The sequence below is a fragment of the Streptomyces sp. NBC_00259 genome, assembly GCF_036181745.1.
GTDB lineage: Bacteria > Actinomycetota > Actinomycetes > Streptomycetales > Streptomycetaceae > Streptomyces > Streptomyces pratisoli.
The window spans coordinates 5,278,663-5,298,364 of sequence record NZ_CP108080.1 but is presented as its reverse complement, the minus strand read 5'-3'; the positions used below and the strand labels follow the sequence as shown (position 1 = coordinate 5,298,364).

Annotated in this window: 16 protein-coding genes; 8 read left to right on the top strand and 8 right to left on the bottom strand. The window is 71.9% G+C overall.

Translation table 11 applies throughout. The features are described 5' to 3' along the window. Window positions 1-28: 28 nt before the first annotated feature. The 4 genes from OG766_RS24120 to OG766_RS24105 are packed head-to-tail and all read right to left on the bottom strand — an operon-like array spanning window position 29 to window position 4,761. Window positions 29-652 (bottom strand): GTP-binding protein, encoded by a 624-nt coding sequence (locus OG766_RS24120; RefSeq protein WP_266383015.1) that lies wholly within the window; start codon window positions 650-652, stop codon window positions 29-31. Continuing rightward, a complete protein-coding gene (locus tag OG766_RS24115) occupies window positions 633-1,046 on the bottom strand; it encodes a DUF742 domain-containing protein (protein ID WP_266383012.1) in 414 nt (137 codons plus the stop codon). The genes OG766_RS24120 and OG766_RS24115 overlap by 20 nt, the downstream gene beginning before the upstream one ends. Next, window positions 1,043-1,525 carry a roadblock/LC7 domain-containing protein gene (locus OG766_RS24110; protein WP_266383010.1) on the bottom strand — a complete coding sequence of 161 codons (483 nt, stop codon included), beginning with the start codon at window positions 1,523-1,525 and terminating at the stop codon, window positions 1,043-1,045. Before OG766_RS24110 ends, OG766_RS24115 begins: the two co-directional genes overlap by 4 nt. Beyond that, window positions 1,522-4,761 carry a nitrate- and nitrite sensing domain-containing protein gene (locus OG766_RS24105; RefSeq protein WP_443045616.1) on the bottom strand — a complete coding sequence of 1,080 codons (3,240 nt, stop codon included), beginning with the start codon at window positions 4,759-4,761 and terminating at the stop codon, window positions 1,522-1,524. Before OG766_RS24105 ends, OG766_RS24110 begins: the two co-directional genes overlap by 4 nt. A gap of 373 nt (window positions 4,762-5,134) precedes the next feature. Here OG766_RS24105 and OG766_RS24100 point away from each other — a divergent pair, with 373 nt between their 5' ends. After that, window positions 5,135-6,034, top strand: coding sequence for a hypothetical protein (locus tag OG766_RS24100; RefSeq protein ID WP_328726183.1), 900 nt, complete (start codon window positions 5,135-5,137; stop codon window positions 6,032-6,034). A gap of 37 nt (window positions 6,035-6,071) precedes the next feature. Here OG766_RS24100 and OG766_RS24095 read toward each other — a convergent pair whose 3' ends face one another. Continuing rightward, window positions 6,072-6,563 carry a MarR family winged helix-turn-helix transcriptional regulator gene (locus OG766_RS24095; protein WP_385481511.1) on the bottom strand — a complete coding sequence of 164 codons (492 nt, stop codon included), beginning with the start codon at window positions 6,561-6,563 and terminating at the stop codon, window positions 6,072-6,074. 202 nt (window positions 6,564-6,765) lie between these two features. Here OG766_RS24095 and OG766_RS24090 point away from each other — a divergent pair, with 202 nt between their 5' ends. Next, window positions 6,766-7,605: a lysozyme gene (locus OG766_RS24090; RefSeq protein WP_328726182.1), complete on the top strand. Its 840-nt coding sequence runs from the start codon at window positions 6,766-6,768 to the stop codon at window positions 7,603-7,605. A 313-nt stretch (window positions 7,606-7,918) separates the two neighbouring features. On the opposite strand, the gene OG766_RS24085 is transcribed toward OG766_RS24090, so the two are convergent. Further along, window positions 7,919-10,801: a M4 family metallopeptidase gene (locus OG766_RS24085; RefSeq protein WP_328726181.1), complete on the bottom strand. Its 2,883-nt coding sequence runs from the start codon at window positions 10,799-10,801 to the stop codon at window positions 7,919-7,921. Between the two features lie 153 nt (window positions 10,802-10,954). Here OG766_RS24085 and OG766_RS24080 point away from each other — a divergent pair, with 153 nt between their 5' ends. Together OG766_RS24080 and OG766_RS24075 are read left to right on the top strand one after the other, a co-directional pair. Then, on the top strand, window positions 10,955-11,959 hold the full coding sequence (locus tag OG766_RS24080) for a helix-turn-helix domain-containing protein (RefSeq protein ID WP_266382993.1): 1,005 nt from the start codon (window positions 10,955-10,957) through the stop codon (window positions 11,957-11,959). An 18-nt stretch (window positions 11,960-11,977) separates the two neighbouring features. Continuing rightward, window positions 11,978-12,802: a trypsin-like serine peptidase gene (locus OG766_RS24075; protein WP_266382989.1), complete on the top strand. Its 825-nt coding sequence runs from the start codon at window positions 11,978-11,980 to the stop codon at window positions 12,800-12,802. A 151-nt stretch (window positions 12,803-12,953) separates the two neighbouring features. On the opposite strand, the gene lon is transcribed toward OG766_RS24075, so the two are convergent. Next, window positions 12,954-15,356 carry an endopeptidase La gene (gene lon / locus OG766_RS24070; RefSeq protein WP_266382987.1) on the bottom strand — a complete coding sequence of 801 codons (2,403 nt, stop codon included), beginning with the start codon at window positions 15,354-15,356 and terminating at the stop codon, window positions 12,954-12,956. Between the two features lie 132 nt (window positions 15,357-15,488). On the opposite strand from lon, the gene OG766_RS24065 reads away from it, so the two are divergent. Next, entirely contained in the window at window positions 15,489-16,142 is a 654-nt protein-coding gene (locus OG766_RS24065) for a GNAT family N-acetyltransferase (protein WP_266382986.1), read from the top strand. Here the strand turns inward: OG766_RS24065 and OG766_RS24060 are convergent. Continuing rightward, complete coding sequence (locus tag OG766_RS24060; RefSeq protein ID WP_328726180.1) at window positions 16,115-16,864, bottom strand: rhomboid-like protein; 750 nt, start codon at window positions 16,862-16,864, stop codon at window positions 16,115-16,117. The genes OG766_RS24065 and OG766_RS24060 overlap by 28 nt on opposite strands. 130 nt (window positions 16,865-16,994) lie before the next feature. Between OG766_RS24060 and OG766_RS24055 the strand changes: the two genes are divergently transcribed. From OG766_RS24055 to OG766_RS24045, 3 genes are all read left to right on the top strand, one after another. Then, window positions 16,995-17,690, top strand: coding sequence for a spermidine synthase (locus OG766_RS24055; RefSeq protein ID WP_266382980.1), 696 nt, complete (start codon window positions 16,995-16,997; stop codon window positions 17,688-17,690). 83 nt (window positions 17,691-17,773) lie between these two features. After that, window positions 17,774-18,517 (top strand): response regulator transcription factor, encoded by a 744-nt coding sequence (locus OG766_RS24050; protein WP_266382976.1) that lies wholly within the window; start codon window positions 17,774-17,776, stop codon window positions 18,515-18,517. Continuing rightward, complete coding sequence (locus tag OG766_RS24045) at window positions 18,514-19,605, top strand: HAMP domain-containing sensor histidine kinase (protein WP_266382974.1); 1,092 nt, start codon at window positions 18,514-18,516, stop codon at window positions 19,603-19,605. The genes OG766_RS24050 and OG766_RS24045 overlap by 4 nt, the downstream gene beginning before the upstream one ends. Window positions 19,606-19,702: the final 97 nt, after the last annotated feature.

Here is a 19,702-nt window from a genome sequence, read left to right as displayed (position 1 = left end):
GACTACGGGGACGTGCGGTGCGGGGAGGCTATTCGGGGGTGGCGTCGAGCGCGTGGCCCACCAGCGCGAGCAGCGACTCGATCACCGTGATCCGCTGACGCGCATCCATGATCACGACAGGGACGTGGGCCGGAACGGTCAGGGCCTCCCGGACGTCCTCGGCCTCGTAGGCAGGGGTCCCCTCGAAGTGGTTGACGGCGACGACGTAGGGCAGTCCGCAGCTCTCGAAGTAGTCGAGCGCGGGGAAGCAGTCCTTCAGCCGGCGGGTGTCGGCCATCACCACCGCGCCGATCGCGCCCCGGACGAGGTCGTCCCACATGAACCAGAAGCGCTGCTGGCCCGGGGTGCCGAAGAGGTACAGCACGAGGTCGTCGTCGAGGGTGATCCGTCCGAAGTCCATCGCGACGGTCGTGGTGAGTTTGCCCGGCGTCGCGGTGAGGTCGTCGGTCCCCTCGCTCGCCTGGGTCATCAGCGCCTCGGTCTGCAGCGGCGTGATCTCGGAGACGGACCCCACGAAGGTCGTCTTGCCGACGCCGAAGCCGCCCGCGACCACGATCTTGGTGGCGATCGGTGCGCGGGTGCGGTCGTTCTGCCAGGCCTGGACGTTCTCGTCCTCCACGGCGGCGGGGAGGTCAGAGACGACGGAGTCCACTCAGCACCCTTTCGAGCAGCGCGCGGTCGGGGCGGCCATCGCCGTGCCCGGTCCCATACACGCGTATCCTTCCTTGGTCCGCGAGGTCGCTGAGCAGCACCCGGACCACGCCCAGGGGCATCTTCAGCAGTGCGGAGATCTCGGCGACCGTTCGCATCCGGCGGCAGAGTTCGACGATGGCCAGCATCTCCGGCATGACGCGGGAGGTGAGGTTCCCGTTCGTCAGTTCCTTGCGCTCGTCGGCCGCTTCCAGCGCCGCGACGAACGTCTCGACGAGGAGGACGTGGCCGAACCGGGTGCGGCCACCGGTGAGCGAGTACGGGCGGACGCGGGCCGGGCGTTTGCCGTCACCGCGCATCGGAAGCCGGGGGGCGGGCTGGGCGGCGGACGTCATTGGGCGCTCTCCAACGATTTGCGCAGCTCACTGCGGACTTCGGGGGTGAGTACGTGTCCGGCGCGGCCGACGAAGAGCGCCATGTGGTACGCGACGACGCTCATGTCGCAGTCGGCGTTGGCGTGCACGCCGAGCAGCGAGCCGTCGCTGATGGACATCACGAAGAGGCTGCCCTCCGCCATCGCGACCATGGTCTGCTTGACTCCGCCGCCGTCCATCAGCCGGGCGGCGCCGATGGTGAGGCTGCCGATGCCGGAGACGATGGTGGCGAGGTCGGCGCTGGAACCGCGCGGGCCGTCCTGGCGCTTGGTGGTGGCGGGGGCGGCGGTGTGCGCCGGGTCCGACGACAGCAGGAGGAGGCCGTCGGAGGAGACGACCGCGACGGAGCGGACTCCCGGTACCTCCTCGACGAGGTTGCCCAACAGCCAGTGAAGGTTGCGGGCTTCACTGCTCAGCCCGAATGTTCCGGTCGCGGTCAACTACGTGCCTCCTCGACGATGTCCCCCGAATCCTCGTTCTGAGCCTTCTGTTCCGTGGTCCCTGTGGGGGCGGCGCTCTCCGTCCGGCCGGTGGCCTCGGCGAACTCCGCCTCCACGTCGCGGCGCCCGTCCTTCGCACCCTGGTGGAAGCCTCCGAGGCGGCGCCGGAGATCTTCGGCGTCGACGGACCGGGGGCGCTCCTGGGGCGCCCCGGCGGGGGCGACGACCTTGGGGGTGCGCTTGGGCAGACCCTTGTCGGTGACCGCCTCCCCGGCATCGCCGCCGGTCATGTCCGCGTGATCCGACTGGTCGGCGGCGTCGGCCACACGCTCGTGGGCGTCGGGCTCCGGCGACGGGTGCGGCAGACGGACCTGGAGGGTGGTCTCCGGGGTGGGGGCCGACTCGGGCTCGGCGTCGTGCCCGGACTCGGCGTCGTGCCCGGGTACGTCGTCGGAGAGGTACGCGTCCTCCGGCTCGGACACCTGCCCGGGCACGTCGTCGGAGACGTACTCGGGTCCCGGCCCGGACACATCGTCGAAGACGTACTCGGGTCGCGGCTCAAAGACGCGCTCGGCCTCGTCGGCGAAGGCCCCTGCTTCGGCCTCGGCCGTCGGCTCCTGCTCCTGCCGCGCCGCGGGGATCACCGGCTCGGGCCCGAACGGCGGCTCCGGCTCACGCCGGGGCGCGGGAATCGTCGTCCCGGGCTCGGCCGGCGCCGCCTCGTTCACGGCCTCCTGGTCCACCCCTCGCGGCTGCTCGCTCTCCGCCGCGCGGACGGCGTCCTCCGCGGCAGCGACGAGCGGGTCACCGGCGAGCGGGTCACCGGTGGACGGGTCACCGGTGGACGGGTCACCGGCGGACGGGCGACGGCCGGGCAGGGCGTTGGAGTTGGCCTCCGCGACCGAACCGGGGAGGTTCAGCGCGGGAGCGCCGCCCGGGACGGGCGCCGACTGCGGAGTGGCGGTCGGCGGCCCGGTCGGCAGCAGCGCCTGCGGGAGGACGACCACCGCGGCGATGCCGCCCTGCTTCTGCTCGCGCAGCTGGACACGGATGCCGTGGCGGCGGGACAGCAGCCCGGCCACCCGCAGCCCGAGGCCCTCCCCGTCCAGACCGGGTTCGAGGTCGCCGGGCCGCTCCGGCGCGGCGAGCTTCGCGTTGAGGTCGTCCAGCCGGTCGGCGGTCATGCCGATGCCCTCGTCCTGGACGGAGAGCATGACCTCGCCGCTCTCCAGCAGCCAGCCGGAGAGCTGGACCTGTGCGTCCGGCGGCGAGAAGGACGTGGCGTTCTCCAGCAGTTCCGCCACGAGATGGCTCAGGTCGTCCGCGGCGAACCCGGCGACATGGGCGTGCGGCGGCAGCGACTGGATGGTGATGCGCTCGTACCGCTCGATCTCGCTGACCGCGGCACGCATCACGTCGACCAGCGGCACCGGTCCCGGGTGGCTGTGCCCGTGCTCGGAGCCGGCCAGGACCAGCAGGTTCTCGCTGTGCCGGCGCATGACCGTGGCCATGTGGTCCAGCTTGAAGAGGGTCGCGAGCCGGTCCGGGTCCTGTTCGCGCTCCTCCAGCTTCTCGATGACGCCGAGCTGCCGCTCGACCAGTCCGAGGGTGCGCAGGGCGAGATTGACGAAGGTGTGGCTGACGGTGCGCCGCATCTTCTCGAGCTGGTCGGTGACCTCGGCGGCGCGCTGCTGGAGCTCGGCGCGCTGCGCGGCGAGCTCCTCGCGGGTGGCGGTCAGTTCTCCGCGCTCGGCGTCCAGCCGCTCGGCCCGGGCGCCGAGGTCCAGCAGCTTTCCGTGCAGAGTGTTGAGGGACCGGACGACCTGGGCGAACTCGTCGTTGCGGCCGGTGAAGCGGACCGGCTCCCCGGCCTCGGGCGTCGCGGCGAGCCGGGCGGCGCCGATCCGGAGCACGGCGAGCGGGCGGGTGAGGCTCCGGGCGACGGCCGCGGAGATGCCGATGGTGACGAGCAGGCAGCCGCCGAGCAGCGCGATGCGCAGCTCCAGGTCGGTGACGTCGTCGTCGCGGAGCTGCTCCAGGCGCTCGACCTGGGAGGAGGCGAGCGCGGACTCGGCGCCGCGCATCTGCTCGATCCGGGCGGAGAGCGCGGATTCGAGCTTCTCGCGGTTGGACTTGCGGTCCTTCTCGGAGAGTTCGGGCTGGTCGGTGAGACGGCCGAGATAGGCCTCGGCGGTCTTCACCTCGGGGCCGGTGACGGTGGCGCTGAGCCGGCTCCTGGCCTCGCTGCTCGCGGCCTGGTCGAAGTCGGCGAGCGCGGCGAGTTCGCGGACGCGGGCCTGCTGGGCGGCGCCGCTGAGGACGTTGCGGGCGGCCTCGGTCTTGGCGTCGTCCTCGTCCTCGACGGGCAGTCCGGTGATCGGGTCGAAGGAGGGGCCGTCGTTCGAGGGGCCGGGCACGGAGAGCGCGGCGAGCAGCAGTCCGCGGGTGGCGGAGGCCTGCTCGACGGCGAGGCCGAGCGCGGACGGCGCGCGACCGGCGTCGGCGGCGCGGGCCGGGGTCTTCTCGGCCAGGTCGTCGGCGAGCGCGTGCAGCCCGGCGATGATGTCGGTGTACGCCTTGTACGCCTCCAGGGCGCTGCCCTTGCCGGTGAGCGCGGTGCGCCGGACCGAGGGCACGGCGGCGAGATCGCGGCCGAGGTCGGCGTGGTCGGCCGGGACGTTGCCGCGGATCTCGTCGATCTGACGGTCGACGCGGGCGCTGCCGTTGCCGGAGATCTCGCGGCGGTCCTTCTTCTCGCCCTGCTGGTCCTCGCGGCCGGCCGCGATGTACGCGGTGACCTCGTCGCGTTCGTCGGCGAGGGAGTGGGCGAGGGTCACGGCCTGCCGGTTGACTTCGGCGAGGGTGACGAGCCGCTGGGACTCCGTCAGGTCGTCGGAGGCGAGGAGGATCGCCGGTGCGCCGGCGGCGATGACGACGAGGGAGACGGCGGCGACACCGGCGACGAGCCGGCGACGTACCCGCACGGGGCGTCCGCCGGGGACGAGCGTCGGGTCGGAGGCGGCACGCGCCTCGGCCGACACCACCGGAGGTACGGAGGCCGGGAAAGCGGAAGACGCGGAAGGCGCCGTGGGCCCCGCGAAGGCCGCAGCCGCATGGACCGCGGATTCCTCGGGCGATGCCGAGGGAACCTGGGGCGCCGGGGGCACCTGAGGTGCCGTGGGCCCGGAAGCCGTACCGCTCATGCCGCCCTTGCCCCGAGGCCGCTTCTTCTGCACCGGTGCTCGCATTCTTGACTCGTCCGCCCATGAAGCAGAGGTGACGGCCGGTCATCACGAGAGTCCCCCACCCCTGGCACGGCCCATGACCTTTCCAGCGCCGTCAGGAGGGGGACGCGCATCGGCCGCTCCGCCACGCGAACGAGTGAACATCACTCGGGAGTTGACAAACAACTCGTTCGCGAAGGCTTTTCCGGCCCCCGCGGTGCGTCGGTTGGACCTTCCGCGCGGGCTTTGGCAAGATGCGCGCCCGCAGCTCGCCGGAGTCGATCATTCCGAGGGAAAACCGCTGGTCGTCCGGGTGCTTTCGGCCAATCACGCCTTCTGGCGGGCTTCGTGAAGGAGTCGTGGTGGCTCGTGCAGACTGGGGATCATGCGCTTCGAACTGGCCACTGTCCCCGGTGCTCCCGAACGCCCCAACGAGGACTGGGCTTCCGTCGCCCTCCCCGCCTCGGGCCAGGGCGGATCACTGGTCGTCCTGGACGGGGTGACGCCTCCCCAGGGCGACGACGGCTGTGTGCACGGCGTCCCGTGGTTCACCGCACGACTCGGCGGAGCCCTGATCGAACTGTCCGGTTCGCGGCGGGATAAGCCGCTGGCCGAGGTTCTCGCGCACTCCATCCGGCGCACGGCCGATGCCCACCGGGACACCTGTGACCTTTCTCACGTGCGCACCCCGCAGGCGACGGTGGTCGTCGCACGCTGGGACGAGGAAGAGGTCGAACATCTCGTCCTGTCGGACTCGACGCTGTTGCTCGAGTCGCCGGACGGTGCCGTGCGGGCCGTCGTGGACGACCGACTGGACCGGATTCCGCGGGAGATCTTCCGCTCGCTGAGCGCGACGGACGCCCTGCGCAACCAGGAGGGCGGCTTCTTCACGGCCGCCGCGGACCCCGAGGTGGCGGGGCGCGCGGTGACGGGCAGCACGCCGCGCGCGAGGGTGCGGGCGATGGCGGCGCTCACCGACGGGGCGTCCCGCTGGACGGATCTCTTCGAGGAGGGCGGCTGGGCGGACCTGATGGGGCTGCTGCACAAGGAGGGCCCGCACGGCCTGATCGAGCGGGTGCGGGCGCTGGAGAGCGCGGACGCGCAGCGGGGCGGCATCAGGCGCTGGAAGACGCACGACGACGCGACGGCGGTGTACGCGGAACTCCCGGCCCCGGCACCGGCTCCAGCTCCAGCTCCAGCTCCAGCTCCAGCTCCAGCTCCAGCTCCAGCTCCAGCTGAGGCACCGGACGCCGCTCCGGACCCGGACCGACAAGGACCGGCCTGATCCGGAGCGCGGCCTTCAGACCGATGCGCCCTACCTCTCACCCCTCGTCCGCGGTGTTGAGCTGCTGCAGCAGCCGGGCCAGCTCGGCGACCTCGCCCCGGTCCCAGTCGGCGAGTTTGCGTACGTACCGGTCGCGCCGGGCCTTGCGTACGGCCCGGAAGCGGGTGAGCCCCTCCTCGGTGAGCCGGACCAGCGAGGCGCGCCCGTCCGCCGGGTCGGGCTCCCGGACGACCAGACCGAGTTCCTCCAGCGCGCGCAGCTGACGGCTCATGGTCGCCTTGCCGACGCCGAAGTAGGCGGCGAGTTCGGTGGCGCGCTGGGCGCCGGACTCCTCCAGCCGTACGAGCAGTCCGTACGCGGCGGGTTCCAGTTCGGGGTGGACCTCGCGGGCCATCTCCCCGGAGCTGGCCCGTGCGCGGCGCAGGAAGACGGCCAACTCGCGCTCCAGGGCCAGGATCTCGCGGAACTCGTGGTCCACGCCTTTCCCTCCCTTCGGGTCGGCTTCACTCCCCGTACCGCTTCCGTGCACGTCAGCACCCCTCGCGCGCTTTCCCGGCGATGAAAGTTTCTTTCTGCGGCCGCCGTTGCCGCAGCTCGCCCAGTATTTCGCAGGCGTAGACCAACGGCAGGAACCGGCCCCTCTTCCGTCGGCGGCTTTCCCGCACCTAGCTTCGATATGGCATGTCCACACCATGCCGCTCTCCCCCACCTAGGCCTTTCGGAGGCACGCAATGCTCGTGCACAGATCCGGAACGACCGGAATCGGACGGACCATCACCACCCGCTGGACCGTGGCCGGCACCCTCCTCGCGGTCCTGGCCCTCCTCCTCACCCTCCCCGGCGCGGCGTCGGCCGCCGACGCGCCGGCCCGCGGTTCGGCCCGGATGGGCATGGGGGTCGTCGCCCACGACGGCCGGGGCGGCCTGCCGCGCGACAGCCGCGCCGTCCAGACCGAAGGCGTCGACGTCTCCAGCCACCAGGGCAACGTCGACTGGTCGGCGCTGTGGAACAACGGCGTGAAGTGGGCCTACGTCAAGGCCACCGAAGGCACGTACTACGAGAACCCGTACTTCGCGCAGCAGTACAACGGTTCGTACAACATCGGCATGATCCGCGGCGCCTACCACTTCGCGACCCCCGACACCACCACCGGCGCGACCCAGGCGGATTTCTTCGTGAACAACGGCGGCGGCTGGTCCCGCGACGGCAGGACGCTGCCGGGCGTGCTGGACATCGAGTGGAACCCGTACGGGGACGCCTGCTACGGCAAGTCGCCGTCCGCGATGGTCACCTGGATCCGTGACTTCCTGAACCGCTACAAGGCCCGTACCGGACGCGACGCCGTCATCTACACGGCCACCAGCTGGTGGACCCAGTGCACCGGCAACCACAGCGGCTTCGGTGCCACCAACCCGCTCTGGGTCGCCCGCTACAACACCACCCCGGGGACGCTTCCGGCCGGCTGGTCCTACTACACGATGTGGCAGTACACCTCGACCGGCCCGATCGTCGGCGACCACAACAAGTTCAATGGAGCGCTGGACCGCGTGGTGGCGCTCGCCAACGGCTGACCCACCCTGCCAGGGGTCCGGGGGTCGCCCCCGGAAGATGCAGCAATGGAGCGCTGGACCGCGTGGTGGCGCTCGCCAACGGCTGACCCACCCTGCCGGGGTCCGGGGGTCGCCCCCGGAAGATGCAGCAATGGAGCGCTGGACCGCGTGGTGGCGCTCGCCAACGGCTGACCCACCCTGCCGGGGGTCCGGGGGTCGCCCCCGGAAGATGCAGCGGACCTCGCGCGGCAGCACGAAGGAGCCCCCGGCGCGGGCGTGCCACGCCGGGGGCTCCTGTCGTACGCGGTGACGTCGTGATCAGCCGACGCCGTGATCAGCCGCAGAGGCCCGCCGGGCGGCTACGGGTGACCAGGTCGGTGAAGCCGGTCGTGCCGTCGAGCCAGACGACCTGCCGTCCGGACACCGCGGCCGGGGACAACTGCTCACCGCGGTTGCAGGAGACCCGCTCCTGACGGCTGCCGTCCGTGGTCAGCTGCCACAGCTTCGGCAGCGTCTCGTTGCGCCACTCGGTGTCCGGCAGCTGGCTGTTGACGGTGACCGCGTCCTCGGAGACGGTCAGGTCGAAGGCGATCAGCGCCCGCGGCTTGGCCTCGGAGCTGATGTCGAACGCACCACGGCCGTCGAGGTCCGCCCGCCGCACGCCCATCTCACCGGCGTCGCCGGCGTTCTCGTCGGTCAGCCAGAAGACGTGCTTGCTGTTGATGCCGGTCTGGCCGAGGCCCTGCGGGTCGCCGAGCTGCTCGGTCAGCGTCTTGGTGCCCGTCTTCAGATCGAGGATCTCGACGCCCAGCTTGTAGTCGGTCTCGCCCGGGTAGAGCTTGGCGTACGCGATCCGGCCCTGGGCGATCGAGGGCAGCGCCGTGGCGAGGAGGAAGCTGCCGCCGTCCGCGTACGTGGGCCGGCTGTCGCCGGGACGGAGATAGGCGACATGGCGATCGCCGAAGATCCCGAAGGTCTCGAAGACGACCACACCGTTCTCGACCCGCAGCCCCGAGATGTCGCTGGACGACGTGTACAGCTTCTTGATGGGGCCGCCCGTGACCGGACGGGACAGGATGTCCAGGCTCGTGGCGCCGTACGCGGCCCACACGACGGTCTTGCCGTCCGTCGCCGGGTAGACGTGGAAGCGTCCGTCGTTCGGGCTGATCAGCTTGGGCGCCCCTGCGCCGTCCGCGCGTCCGGCGTAGACGGAGTACGGCTCGGAGCCGTCGTCGTTGGACCGGGACGTGGTCCACCAGCCGCCGCCGGCCTGGACCCCCGTGCCGCTGATGTTGAGCTTGTCGAGGAGCTGCTCGGAGTCGACCCCGAGGGCGTCCTCCCAGCCGGGCACGATGCCGTGGGCGCTGAAGGAACGCTTCACCACGTTCTGCTGCTTCGAGGTGACGCCGAGGTCCTTCGCCGCGGCGAGCACCGCGGCGCGGCCCTCGGTGAAGCCGTCGAGCGGCGTCATGTACTCGGACAGCGCCTTGTACACGATCCGGTCGGCCAGCTCCCCGCCGAGGTCCTGGCGCATGTCCCACAACGCGCCGGAGAAGATGGTGGAGTTGAGGTGGACGCCGCCGTTGTCGGTGCCGAAGGTCACCCCGAGGAAGTTCTTGGCGGTGGTCGCCCCGTCGTCGAGGTTGCGCAAGGCGCAGTCGCGCGGGCCCTTCGTCCGGCACAGGTCCTCGCCGATCAGACCCGCGGCCGGGTCGTCCATCGACTGGCCGGACGCGGTGACGTCGATGGCGTTGCCGAAGTAGTCGGCGACGGCCTCGTTCAGCGCCCCGGACTGGCCGGCGTAGACGAGGTTCGCGGTGTTCTCGACGACTCCGTGGGTCATCTCGTGGCCGACGACGTCGAGGTCGGCGGACAGGGGCTTGAACTCCTCGTCGCCCGATCCGTAGACCATTTTCTGGCCGTCCCAGAAGGCGTTGACGTAGCTGCCGCCGAACAGGGTGACGCCGACGAGCGAGTTGACGGTGGAGCCGCGCCCGTCGAGGCCGTTCCTGCCGTGCTGCTTCTTGTAGTAGTCGTAGACCTGGCCCGCGGCCCAGTGCGCGTCGACCGCGCCCGCGTCGGTGGCGTCCTTGCCGAAGTCGGCGGCCGCGGAGCCGAACACCTTGATGCCGGCGGGCCACTGACCCGAGACCTCGCTCACGTCGCGGTCCGAGGCGTCCCAGGTGCTGAGGGTGTTCTTGCTGCTGTCGGCCATCCGCGCGTAGTCGGTCATGACGTACTCGCTGCGGGTGCCGTCGAGGTACAGGTCGAGGCCGACCTTGGTTCCGTCGAGACGCTGACCGCTGCCCCTGATGCCGGGATGCTCGGCGGACTCCGCGGCCGGGGCCCTGCCCGTCGCGGCCGCGTTCGAGGCGCCGGCCTTCGACGCGCCGGCCTTCGACGCCGCCGGGTGAGCGTCCGCCGCCGCCTTCGGCGGGGTGACGGACTTGATGCCGCTGTACTGCAGCACCGGATAGCCCGACCGCGCGTCGACGTACACGTGCTGGAGCACGGGTTCGCCGGTCGCGGGGTTCGTGCCGCGCACGGTCACGTGGTACGCGAGCACGCCGTCGCCCCGCGGGATGACGACGAGGCCGCCCGCGGTGCCGCTGAGCGCCTGCGCCTTCTGGGACTTCTCGCCCTCCTTGCGTACGGCGTCGGCCTTGGTGAGCTGTGCGTGGCCGAGCCGGGCAGCGGTGGCGCCCACGGCGCGGCGCACCGCGACGTCCTTGGTGACGGACGCCTCGGTGCCGGCCGTCAGCCCGGTGAAGTACTTGCCCGAGGTGCCGGTGACGACCCGCTTGCCGCCGGCGCTCTCCATGCGGACGACGTACTGGCCGCCGAGCACCGGGATTCCGCGGTGCTTCTGCTGGAGCCGTACCGTTTCGTCCGCGCCGTGCTGCAGCGTCTGGACGGGCACGAGATCGCGCCGCGGTTCGGCGATGCGATAGCGGCTCTCCTTGGCGGCGAGGTGTCCGCGGGCCGCGTCCGCCGGAGCGGCCTTTGCGTCCACGGCCTCGCGCAGGCCTTCCACGAGCGCGGGTGTCGCGGTGTCCTCCCCGGGGACGACCTCGACGGACGGTGCCGGCGGCGGGGTCGCCGCCTGGGCCGGTACCGCGGTGATCAGGAGTCCCGCGGCCGCCAGGAGAGCGGCGGTCGCCGCCCCCCTGGTTGTGCCGGACGCCGGTCTTCCATGGTTGTTGCTGGGCTTGCGCACAGTACGTACCCCTCCCACGTGCTTGGTCAGAGCCGGTTCAGGTGGTCATGGCCATGCAACATGTGGGCCGCCGGAGCAGCAATGAGCCAACTGCGTCGACAAGTGGGCATGCACACTTGTGTGTCTCGTGAACGCGGAGTGAGAATCCGGGACATGATCGAGGGGGAATTGCGCTCCCTCGGCCTGGGGGCGGCCGAGGAGCGCGCGTACGAGGCCCTGCTGACGGAACGCACGGGCGAGGCGGACGAGTTGGCGCGGCTGCTGGAGCTGTCGCGCGATCAGTTGGAGTCGGCTCTGGACCGGCTGGTCGAGCAGGGGCTCGCGCTGCCGCCGCCCGACTGCGGGGCGCTGCCCCGCCCGGCCGCGCCGGCCGCCGCGATCCGCACGCTCATCCACCGCCGGCAGGCCGAGCTGCATCTGAAATCGGCCGAACTCGAACAGTTACGCATGACCGCCGACCGGCTCGCGAGCCGGCTGACGCCCGGCCCACCGGTCACGGCCGGAAGCGGCATCGAAGTGGTCACCGGGCAGCGGGAGATCGGCGAACGGGCGGATGTGCTGCTGGCGTCGGCGGAACACGAGGTCGTCATCCTCGACCGGCCACCGTACGTCAGGGGCCGGGTGGGGGACGGCAGTTCCCCGTCGCCCGGACTGGACATCGAGGCGCTGCTGGACCGCGGCATCGTCGTACGCACCGTCCTCGACCCCGAGGGACTGGCGACCCAGGACCAGATGCGGATGGTGACCGCGCTGGTGGAGCGCGGGCTGCGGGCCAGGGTGGCCCAGGGCGTACCGACCAAACTGATCGCCGTCGACCGGCGGATCACCCTGCTGCCGCCCAGTGACGCGGCCGATCCGACGGCCTCCGCGCTGGTGGTGGGCGACGCACTGCTCGGCAACGCGCTGGTGCCGCTCTTCGAGACCGTGTGGGAACGGGCCACCCCCGTGGGCGGCCCGGGCGGCTCGCTGGTCCCGGCGCAGAAGGAACTGCTGGCGCTGCTCGCCGCCGGGCTCAAGGACGAGGCGATAGCGCGCAGGCTCGGGGTCCATGTGCACACGGCGCGGCGGCGGATCAGCAGGCTGCTGGAGACGCTGGGCGCGGAGACCCGGTTCCAGGCGGGGGCACAGGCGACCCTCCGGGGATGGCTCGACGGCTGAGTGAGCAAGGATGGGGCCATGCTCTGGAACAGGCCGATGCTGTGGTCCGCGGTCGCGGTGCTGACCGCCGCGACCGCGTGCGCGGCGCCGTCCCACTCGGCGACGCCGCACCCTGCCGCCGAACCCCGACAGCGGGCCGAGGGCCCCTCGCCGCAGACGTCGGCCGTGCCGTCCGGCGGGCTGCGCTCGGTGGGCGTGCTGCTCGACGGTGAGGACCACTGGTGCACGGCGAGCGTGGTCGACAGCCCCCGCGGCAATGTCGTCGCGACCGCCGCGCACTGTGTCTTCGAGTACGGGACGTACGCGAGCGGCTTCTCCTTCGCGCCCGGATTCCACGGCGGCGGGAAGGGATCGGCCCCGTACGGCACGTGGAAGGTCGCCGCGATCCAGGTGGACGACCGCTGGCGCAAGGACGAGGACGACACGACCGACTACGCCTTCCTGACGCTGGAGCCGGACGCCCGGGGCCGCCAGGTGCAGGACGTGGTGGGCGCGGCCGAGCCCGACTGGTCGTCGAAACCGAGCCGCCGGGTCACGGTCGTCGGCTACCCCAACCCCGAGCACAATCCGGCCAACCGGCCCATCACCTGTACCACCGACGCCCGTCACGACGCCGACCAGCCCGCGCGGATGGTGCGCATCGAATGCCAGGGCTTCTGGGACGGCACGAGCGGCAGCCCCTGGCTGGCGGACTACGTGGACCCGGGCCGGCCGGGCCGGGTGATAGGCGTCCTGAGCGGGGGCGACACGGACACGGAGTCGACGGCGGTGCTCTTCGGCGCACGTGCGCGCGCCCTGTACGACAAGGCGGCCCGCGTCCCGGTCAAGAGCACGGCGCACTGAGCTTCGTCGTCCGGACCTTCGGCCGTCCGCACTTCACCGAGGGCCGCGGGCCCACGCCGAGCACACCGCATCGCCGGGTGACGGCCTGCGTCCGCAGACCGGCACCCGGCGACCGGGGAACCGGAACCGGGGCGGAGCCCCGGCGCGCCCGCTACGCCGCGGCCGCCACCGGCAGTTCCGCCGGGGAGAGGGCGATCTCCAGGACCTGGCGGACGTCCGTGACCGGGTGGACCTCCAGCTTGTCCAGGACCTCCGCCGGGACGTCGTCCAGGTCGGCCTCGTTGCGCTTGGGGATGACGACCGTCGTCGTCCCCGCCCGGTGCGCGGCCAGGAGCTTCTGCTTCAGGCCGCCGATGGGCAGCACCCGTCCCGTCAGGGACACCTCGCCGGTCATCGCCACGTCCGTACGGACCGGCCGTCCGGAGAGCAGCGACGCCAGCGCGGTGGTCATCGTGATACCCGCGCTCGGCCCGTCCTTCGGGACCGCGCCCGCCGGGAAGTGGATGTGCACGCCGCGGTCCTTCAGATCGGCGACGGGCAGCTCCAGTTCCGCGCCGTGCGAGCGGAGGAAGCTCAGCGCGATCTGTGCGGACTCCTTCATGACGTCGCCGAGCTGACCGGTGAGGGTCAGTCCGGCCGCACCGGTCTCCGGGTCGGCCAGGGACGCCTCGACGTACAGCACGTCGCCGCCGGCTCCGGTGACCGCGAGGCCCGTGGCCACGCCCGGCACCGCGGTGCGCCGCTCGGCCGGGTCCTGGGCGGCCTCGGGGACGTGGTGCGGTCGCCCGATGAGACCGCGCAGTTCCCCGTCGGTGACGGTGAACGGCAGCTCCCGGTCGCCCAGTTCGTGCTGGGCCGCGACCTTCCGCAGCAGCCGGGCGATCGCCCGCTCCAGGTTGCGTACGCCCGCCTCGCGGGTGTACTCGGCGGCCAGCTTGCGCAGCGCGGAGTCGTCCAGGACGACCTCGCCCGGCTCCAGGCCGGCCCGCTCCAGCTGGCGCGGGAGCAGGTGGTCCCGGCCGATGACGACCTTCTCGTCCTCCGTGTAGCCGTCGAGCCTGACCAGCTCCATCCGGTCGAGCAGGGCCTCCGGGATGGCCTCCAGGACGTTCGCCGTGGCCAGGAAGACCACGTCGGACAGGTCCAGCTCGACCTCCAGGTAGTGGTCGCGGAACGTGTGGTTCTGCGCCGGGTCCAGGACTTCGAGCAGTGCCGCCGCCGGGTCCCCGCGGAAGTCGGAGCCGACCTTGTCGATCTCGTCGAGCAGGACCACCGGGTTCATGGACCCGGCCTCCTTGACGGCCCGGACGATACGGCCCGGCAGCGCGCCGACGTACGTACGCCGGTGCCCGCGGATCTCCGCCTCGTCCCGTACGCCGCCGAGGGCGACCCGGACGAACTTCCGTCCCATCGCGTGCGCGACGGACTCGCCGAGCGAGGTCTTGCCCACGCCGGGCGGGCCGACGAGCGCGAGAACCGCGCCCCCGCGCCGCCCGCCGACCACGCCCAGCCCCCGGTCGGTACGCCGCTTGCGCACCGCCAGGTATTCGGTGATCCGTTCCTTCACGTCGTCCAGGCCCGCGTGCTCGGCGTCCAGGACCGTCTTGGCGCCCCGGATGTCGTACGCGTCCTCCGTGCGCTCGTTCCACGGCAGTTCGAGGACGGTGTCGAGCCAGGTGCGGATCCAGGAGCCCTCGGGGCTCTGGTCACTGGACCGCTCCAGCTTCTCGACCTCCTTGAGCGCGGCCTCGCGGACGTTCTCCGGGAGGTCGGCGGCCTCGACCCGGGCACGGTAGTCGTCGGACTCGTCCTCGCCGTCCTCGCCGTTCAGCTCGCGCAGTTCCTTGCGCACGGCCTCGAGCTGGCGGCGCAGCAGGAATTCGCGCTGCTGCTTGTCGACGCCCTCCTGGACGTCCTTGGCGATGGACTCGGCCACGTCCTGCTCGGCGAGGTGCTCGCGCAGCTGCTCGGTGGCGAGCTTGAGCCGGGCCACCGGGTCGCTGGTCTCGAGCAGCTCCACCTTCTGGGCGGTGGTCAGGAAGGGTGAGTAGCCGGAGTTGTCGGCGAGGGCCGAGACGTCGTCGATCTGCTGGACGCGGTCGACGACCTGCCAGGCGCCGCGCTTCTTCAGCCAGCTGGTGGCGAGTGCCTTGTACTCCTTGACCAATTCGGTGACGGAGCCGGGCAGCGTTTCGGGCAGCGCCTCGTCGACAACGGTGCCCTCGACCCAGAGGGCCGCGCCGGGACCGGTCGTACCGGCGCCGATGCGCACCCGGCTGCGGCCGCGGATCAGGGCGCCGGGGTCTCCGTCGGAGAGCCGGCCGACCTGCTCGACGGTGCCGAGGACACCGGTCGAGGCGTACGTACCGTCGATGCGTGGGACGAGCAGCACCCGTGGCTTGCCCGATGCCGAACGGGCGGCTGCCTGGGCGGCCTCCACCGCGGCCCGTACGTCGGCGTCGGACAGGTCGAGCGGTACCACCATCCCGGGCAGCACGACCTCGTCGTCGAGCGGCAGCACAGGCAGAGTGAGCGGTGTGGACGTCGAAGCCATGATCTCCCCTTCGGCAGTCAAGTTGAGCTACATGGACTCAATGCGGAAGGGGCGGCCAATGTTCCCCCGGGGCTGTTCGCTGTGAGCGATCACCCCTGTCACTTCCCGTGACCGATCAGATGTAATAGGTCAATGACATCTGCATCTATTACCGAGACGATACGGGCCTGGGTGGACGGCTGGGTCGTGTCGCGCGGTGCCGCGGAACCCGTCGGCGAGCCGTGGGGCGTCACCGTCGACGTCGGACTCCCCCGGCACACCACCCGGCACGTCCTCACCGACAACAGCGAGCGGAGCGTCCGCGAGGTGGCCGCGACGGCCCGGGTGCCGGGCCGGTGGCTCAAGGTGTTCGAGGAGCAGGAGCGGGTTCTGGAGTGGCTGGGGCCGGACTGGACGCCGGACGAGCCCGGCTTCCTGATGACGGCGGCTCTGACCCGGACGGAGACGGACGTACGGGCCGGCCACCGGCTGCGCACCTGGACGCGCGACGGCGTCACCCGGGTCCTGGTCACGACCGCGGACGGCGCCTTCGCGGCCCGGGGCCAGATCGCGACGAGCGGCACCACGGCCGTCGTCGACCAGATCGAGACCGCCGCCGAGCACCGCCGCAAGGGCCTCGGCAGCCTGGTGATGCGCACGCTCCAGAACGCGGCGGTCGAGCGGGGAGCCACCGTCGGCGTCCTGGGCGGCACGCCGGACGGACGGGCGCTCTACACAGCGCTGGGGTGGCGCACGGTCGCCCCACTGGTCAGCGTGTACTACGACCCGGCGCCCGCCGACGTCTGACGGCGCGGTCGTGGACGAGGAAGCGGACGTGGGCGCCCCGGGAGCAGCGGCCAGGTCGCGACGCCCGCGAGCAGGGCCAGCACATGGCCCCAGTTGCCGAGCGGGTCCTCGTACGCCAGCAGGTCCCGCGCCAGGAGCGCCGAGACGCACACCAGCAGCGCCGTCCGCGCGACCGGGGCGTACAGACCGGCCAGCGCGCCGACACTCGCCAGCAGGCCGAAGCTGATGCCGTAGTCGAGCCGGTGCAGGGACGTCTCGGGCAGCCGGCCCGCCATGACCCACAGCCCGACCGGGATCTCGGTGGCGAGCGTGGCCACCAGGTGTCCGCCCAGGAAGACGCCGGCCGTGCGCCGGCCGCCGATGCGCCGCTCCAGGGCCGTGAGGACGAGCACGAACCCGAGGGCGTACGGGGAGGCGAGCCCGCCGGCGATCCACAGGGCACTGGCGACCAGGACGAGCGGCGGCGCCGTGGCGAGGTGCGCGACGTCCGTGCTGGAGCCGCGCAGCAGGGCGGCCACCGTGGCCGGGTCGCCGTACGCGGCGAAGAGGGAGGTCGCGACGAGCACGAGCCCGTAGCAGAACGTGAAGGGCGTTCCGGCGGGGTGCGGGAGGAGCCGCGCGAGCCGGTAGAGCCACCGGGCTCGCGCGTGCGCGCCCGCGCCCGCATCCGCGTCCGCGGTCTCGCGCGACCCGGCGCGGCGCGCCGTGCCAAGCCCCTTCATCGCGGGCTGCCCCCCCCTCCTCGCTCCGACGGCTCCCGAACCCTGCCCAGGCAACGCGATCACCACCCGTCGCGTCCATGACCCGCGCCACACGGCCCACCGCCCGACGGCCGCCGCTAGCCTGAGGGCCATGGAGCCCTCCAGCCGCCCCACCGGCCACCGGACCGTCGACCGCCGCGATGGACCGTACGGGGAGGTCGTCCTGCGTGAACGGAGCGGCCCCGACGGGGAGATCCACGAGATCATCGCCAACGGCTGCTTCCTGATGGACACATCGGACGGCCGCTCCGAACGACGGCTCCTGGACGCCGCGTACGAGGCGCTCGACGGCCGTCCCTCCCCGTCCGTACTCATCGGCGGGCTCGGCGTCGGCTTCTCGCTGGCGCGCGCGGCTGCCGAGCCCGCGTGGTCCCGTATCGCCGTCGTGGAACGCGAACAGGCGATCATCGAATGGCACATGTCGGGTCCGCTGCGGCGGATCTCGGACGCGGCGCTCGCCGATCCGCGGACCGTGATTCTCCACACGGACCTCGTCGATCACGTCCATAACGCTTCGGACACGTATGACGCGCTCTGCCTCGACATCGACAACGGCCCCGACTGGACCGTCACCGAGGGCAACGGCAACCTCTACTCACCGGACGGACTGGCCGCCTGTGCACGGCGTTTGACCCCCGGTGGAGTGCTCGCCGTATGGTCGGCGAAGCCCTCCGCCGATTTCGAAGAGTCATTGCGGAATGCCGGATTCAGCGGGGTAAGGACCGAAGAGATCCGGGTTGCCCGAGGCGTACCTGACGTGGTCCATCTCGCGGTTCGCCCTGCGTAGCCGGGAACTGGTCGGTGCCTTTACGCTGCCTACCTGACACACCGATCTACACGCAGCTCGCAGTGCGCGACAGGGGCGGGGCGATGGAGCAGACACACACCAGCAACAACGGCGCGGCGGCGCACTCGACCGCGAGTGCCCAGCGCCGGGTGCTCGTCGTCGAGGACGACACCACCATCGTGGATGCCATCTCCGCCCGGCTGCGCGCCGAGGGGTTCCTGGTCCAGACCGCGACGGACGGCCCGGCGGCCGTCGACGCCGCCGAGGCGTGGCAGCCCGACCTGATGGTCCTCGACATCATGCTGCCGGGCTTCGACGGCCTGGAGGTGTGCCGCCGGGTGCAGGCCCAGCGGCCCGTCCCGGTACTGATGCTCACGGCCCGCGACGACGAGACGGACATGCTGGTCGGGCTCGGCGTCGGCGCCGACGACTACATGACCAAGCCGTTCTCCATGCGTGAGCTGGCCGCCCGGGTGCACGTACTGCTGCGCCGGGTGGAGCGCGCCGCGCTGGCCGCCGTGACGCCCCGCAGCGGCATCCTGCGCCTCGGCGAGCTGGAGATCGACCACGCCCAGCGCCGGGTCCGCGTCAGGAGCGAGGACGTGCACCTCACGCCCACCGAGTTCGACCTGCTGGTCTGCCTGGCGAACACGCCGCGTGCGGTGCTCTCGCGCGAGCAGCTCCTCGCCGAGGTCTGGGACTGGGCGGACGCCTCCGGCACCCGCACGGTCGACAGCCACATCAAGGCCCTGCGCCGGAAGATCGGCGCCGAGCGCATCCGTACCGTCCATGGCGTGGGGTACGCCCTGGAGACTCCGGCGCCATGAACCGGCTGAGCCGGCTCCGGTCCGAGCTCGGGTCGGTCGAGATCTCGATCAAGACCAAGCTCGGCGCTCTCGTCGTGGTGGCGGTGCTCATCACGACCGGGCTCGCCCTGGTCGCTTTCAGGACCGGCGCGGAGCTGCGCTACATCACGGTCTTCGCCATCATCACCACGCTGCTGATCACCCAGTTCGTGGCGCACGGGCTCACCGCGCCGCTGGACCAGATGAACACGGTCGCGAAGTCGATCTCCCACGGTGACTTCACCCGCCGGGTCCGCGGCGCCGGCCGCCGCGACGAGCTGGGCGACCTCGCCTCCACCATCAACCGCATGGCGGACGACCTGGAGGCCGTGGACCAGCACCGCAAGGAGCTGGTCGCCAATGTCTCGCACGAGCTGCGCACCCCCATCGCGGCGCTGCGCGCGGTGCTGGAGAACGTCGTGGACGGCGTCTCGGCCGCCGACCCCGAGACGATGCGAACGGCGCTGAAGCAGACCGAGCGGCTGTCCCGGCTGGTCGAGACCCTGCTGGACCTGTCCCGGCTCGACAACGGTGTGGTCACGCTCAAGGCACGGCGCTTCGAGGTGTGGCCGTATCTCTCCGGAGTGCTGAAGGAGGCCAATCTGGCCGCCGCGCAGCGCAGGCTGTCCTCCGCCTCCGGCAGTCACACCCGCAAGGACGTGCATCTGCACCTTGACGTGTCGCCGCCCGAGCTGACCGCGCACGCGGACGCCGAGCGGCTGCACCAGGTGATGGCCAATCTGATCGACAACGCCGTGAAGCACTCCCCGCCGCACGGCAGGGTCACGGTCCGGGCCCGCCGCGGCGCACAGGCCGAGTCGCTGGACCTGGAGGTGCAGGACGAGGGTCCCGGCATCCCCGAGTCGGAGTGGCACAAGGTCTTCGAGCGCTTCAACCGGGGCGGCGTCCCCGCGCCGCACGGCCCCGGCAGCGACGGCGGTACGGGGCTGGGCCTGGCGATCGCCCGCTGGGCGGTCGAGTTGCACGGCGGCCGCATCGGCGTGGCCGAATCGGCACGCGGCTGCCGTATCCAGGTCACTCTTCCGGGAATCCAGGTCTCACGCGGTTGACGTAGGGTTCGAAGCGGAAGCGAACCGGACGCCCGGGTCATCCGAGTGAGCGTCCGGGAAGCACTCAGGGGTGCGGTCCACGGGGCCGTAGCCGCGG

Excerpts from the sequence above, each read along its gene's own strand:
- OG766_RS24115 (WP_266383012.1), bottom strand. The coding sequence starts at position 1,046 with ATGACGTCCGCCGCCCAGCCCGCCCCCCGGCTTCCGATGCGCGGTGAC.
- OG766_RS24100 (WP_328726183.1), top strand. The coding sequence starts at position 5,135 with ATGCGCTTCGAACTGGCCACTGTCCCCGGTGCTCCCGAACGCCCCAAC.
- OG766_RS24090 (WP_328726182.1), top strand. The coding sequence starts at position 6,766 with ATGCTCGTGCACAGATCCGGAACGACCGGAATCGGACGGACCATCACC.
- OG766_RS24080 (WP_266382993.1), top strand. The coding sequence starts at position 10,955 with ATGATCGAGGGGGAATTGCGCTCCCTCGGCCTGGGGGCGGCCGAGGAG.
- OG766_RS24075 (WP_266382989.1), top strand. The coding sequence starts at position 11,978 with ATGCTCTGGAACAGGCCGATGCTGTGGTCCGCGGTCGCGGTGCTGACC.
- lon (WP_266382987.1), bottom strand. The coding sequence starts at position 15,356 with ATGGCTTCGACGTCCACACCGCTCACTCTGCCTGTGCTGCCGCTCGAC.
- OG766_RS24065 (WP_266382986.1), top strand. The coding sequence starts at position 15,489 with ATGACATCTGCATCTATTACCGAGACGATACGGGCCTGGGTGGACGGC.
- OG766_RS24060 (WP_328726180.1), bottom strand. The coding sequence starts at position 16,864 with ATGAAGGGGCTTGGCACGGCGCGCCGCGCCGGGTCGCGCGAGACCGCG.
- OG766_RS24055 (WP_266382980.1), top strand. The coding sequence starts at position 16,995 with ATGGAGCCCTCCAGCCGCCCCACCGGCCACCGGACCGTCGACCGCCGC.
- OG766_RS24050 (WP_266382976.1), top strand. The coding sequence starts at position 17,774 with ATGGAGCAGACACACACCAGCAACAACGGCGCGGCGGCGCACTCGACC.
- OG766_RS24045 (WP_266382974.1), top strand. The coding sequence starts at position 18,514 with ATGAACCGGCTGAGCCGGCTCCGGTCCGAGCTCGGGTCGGTCGAGATC.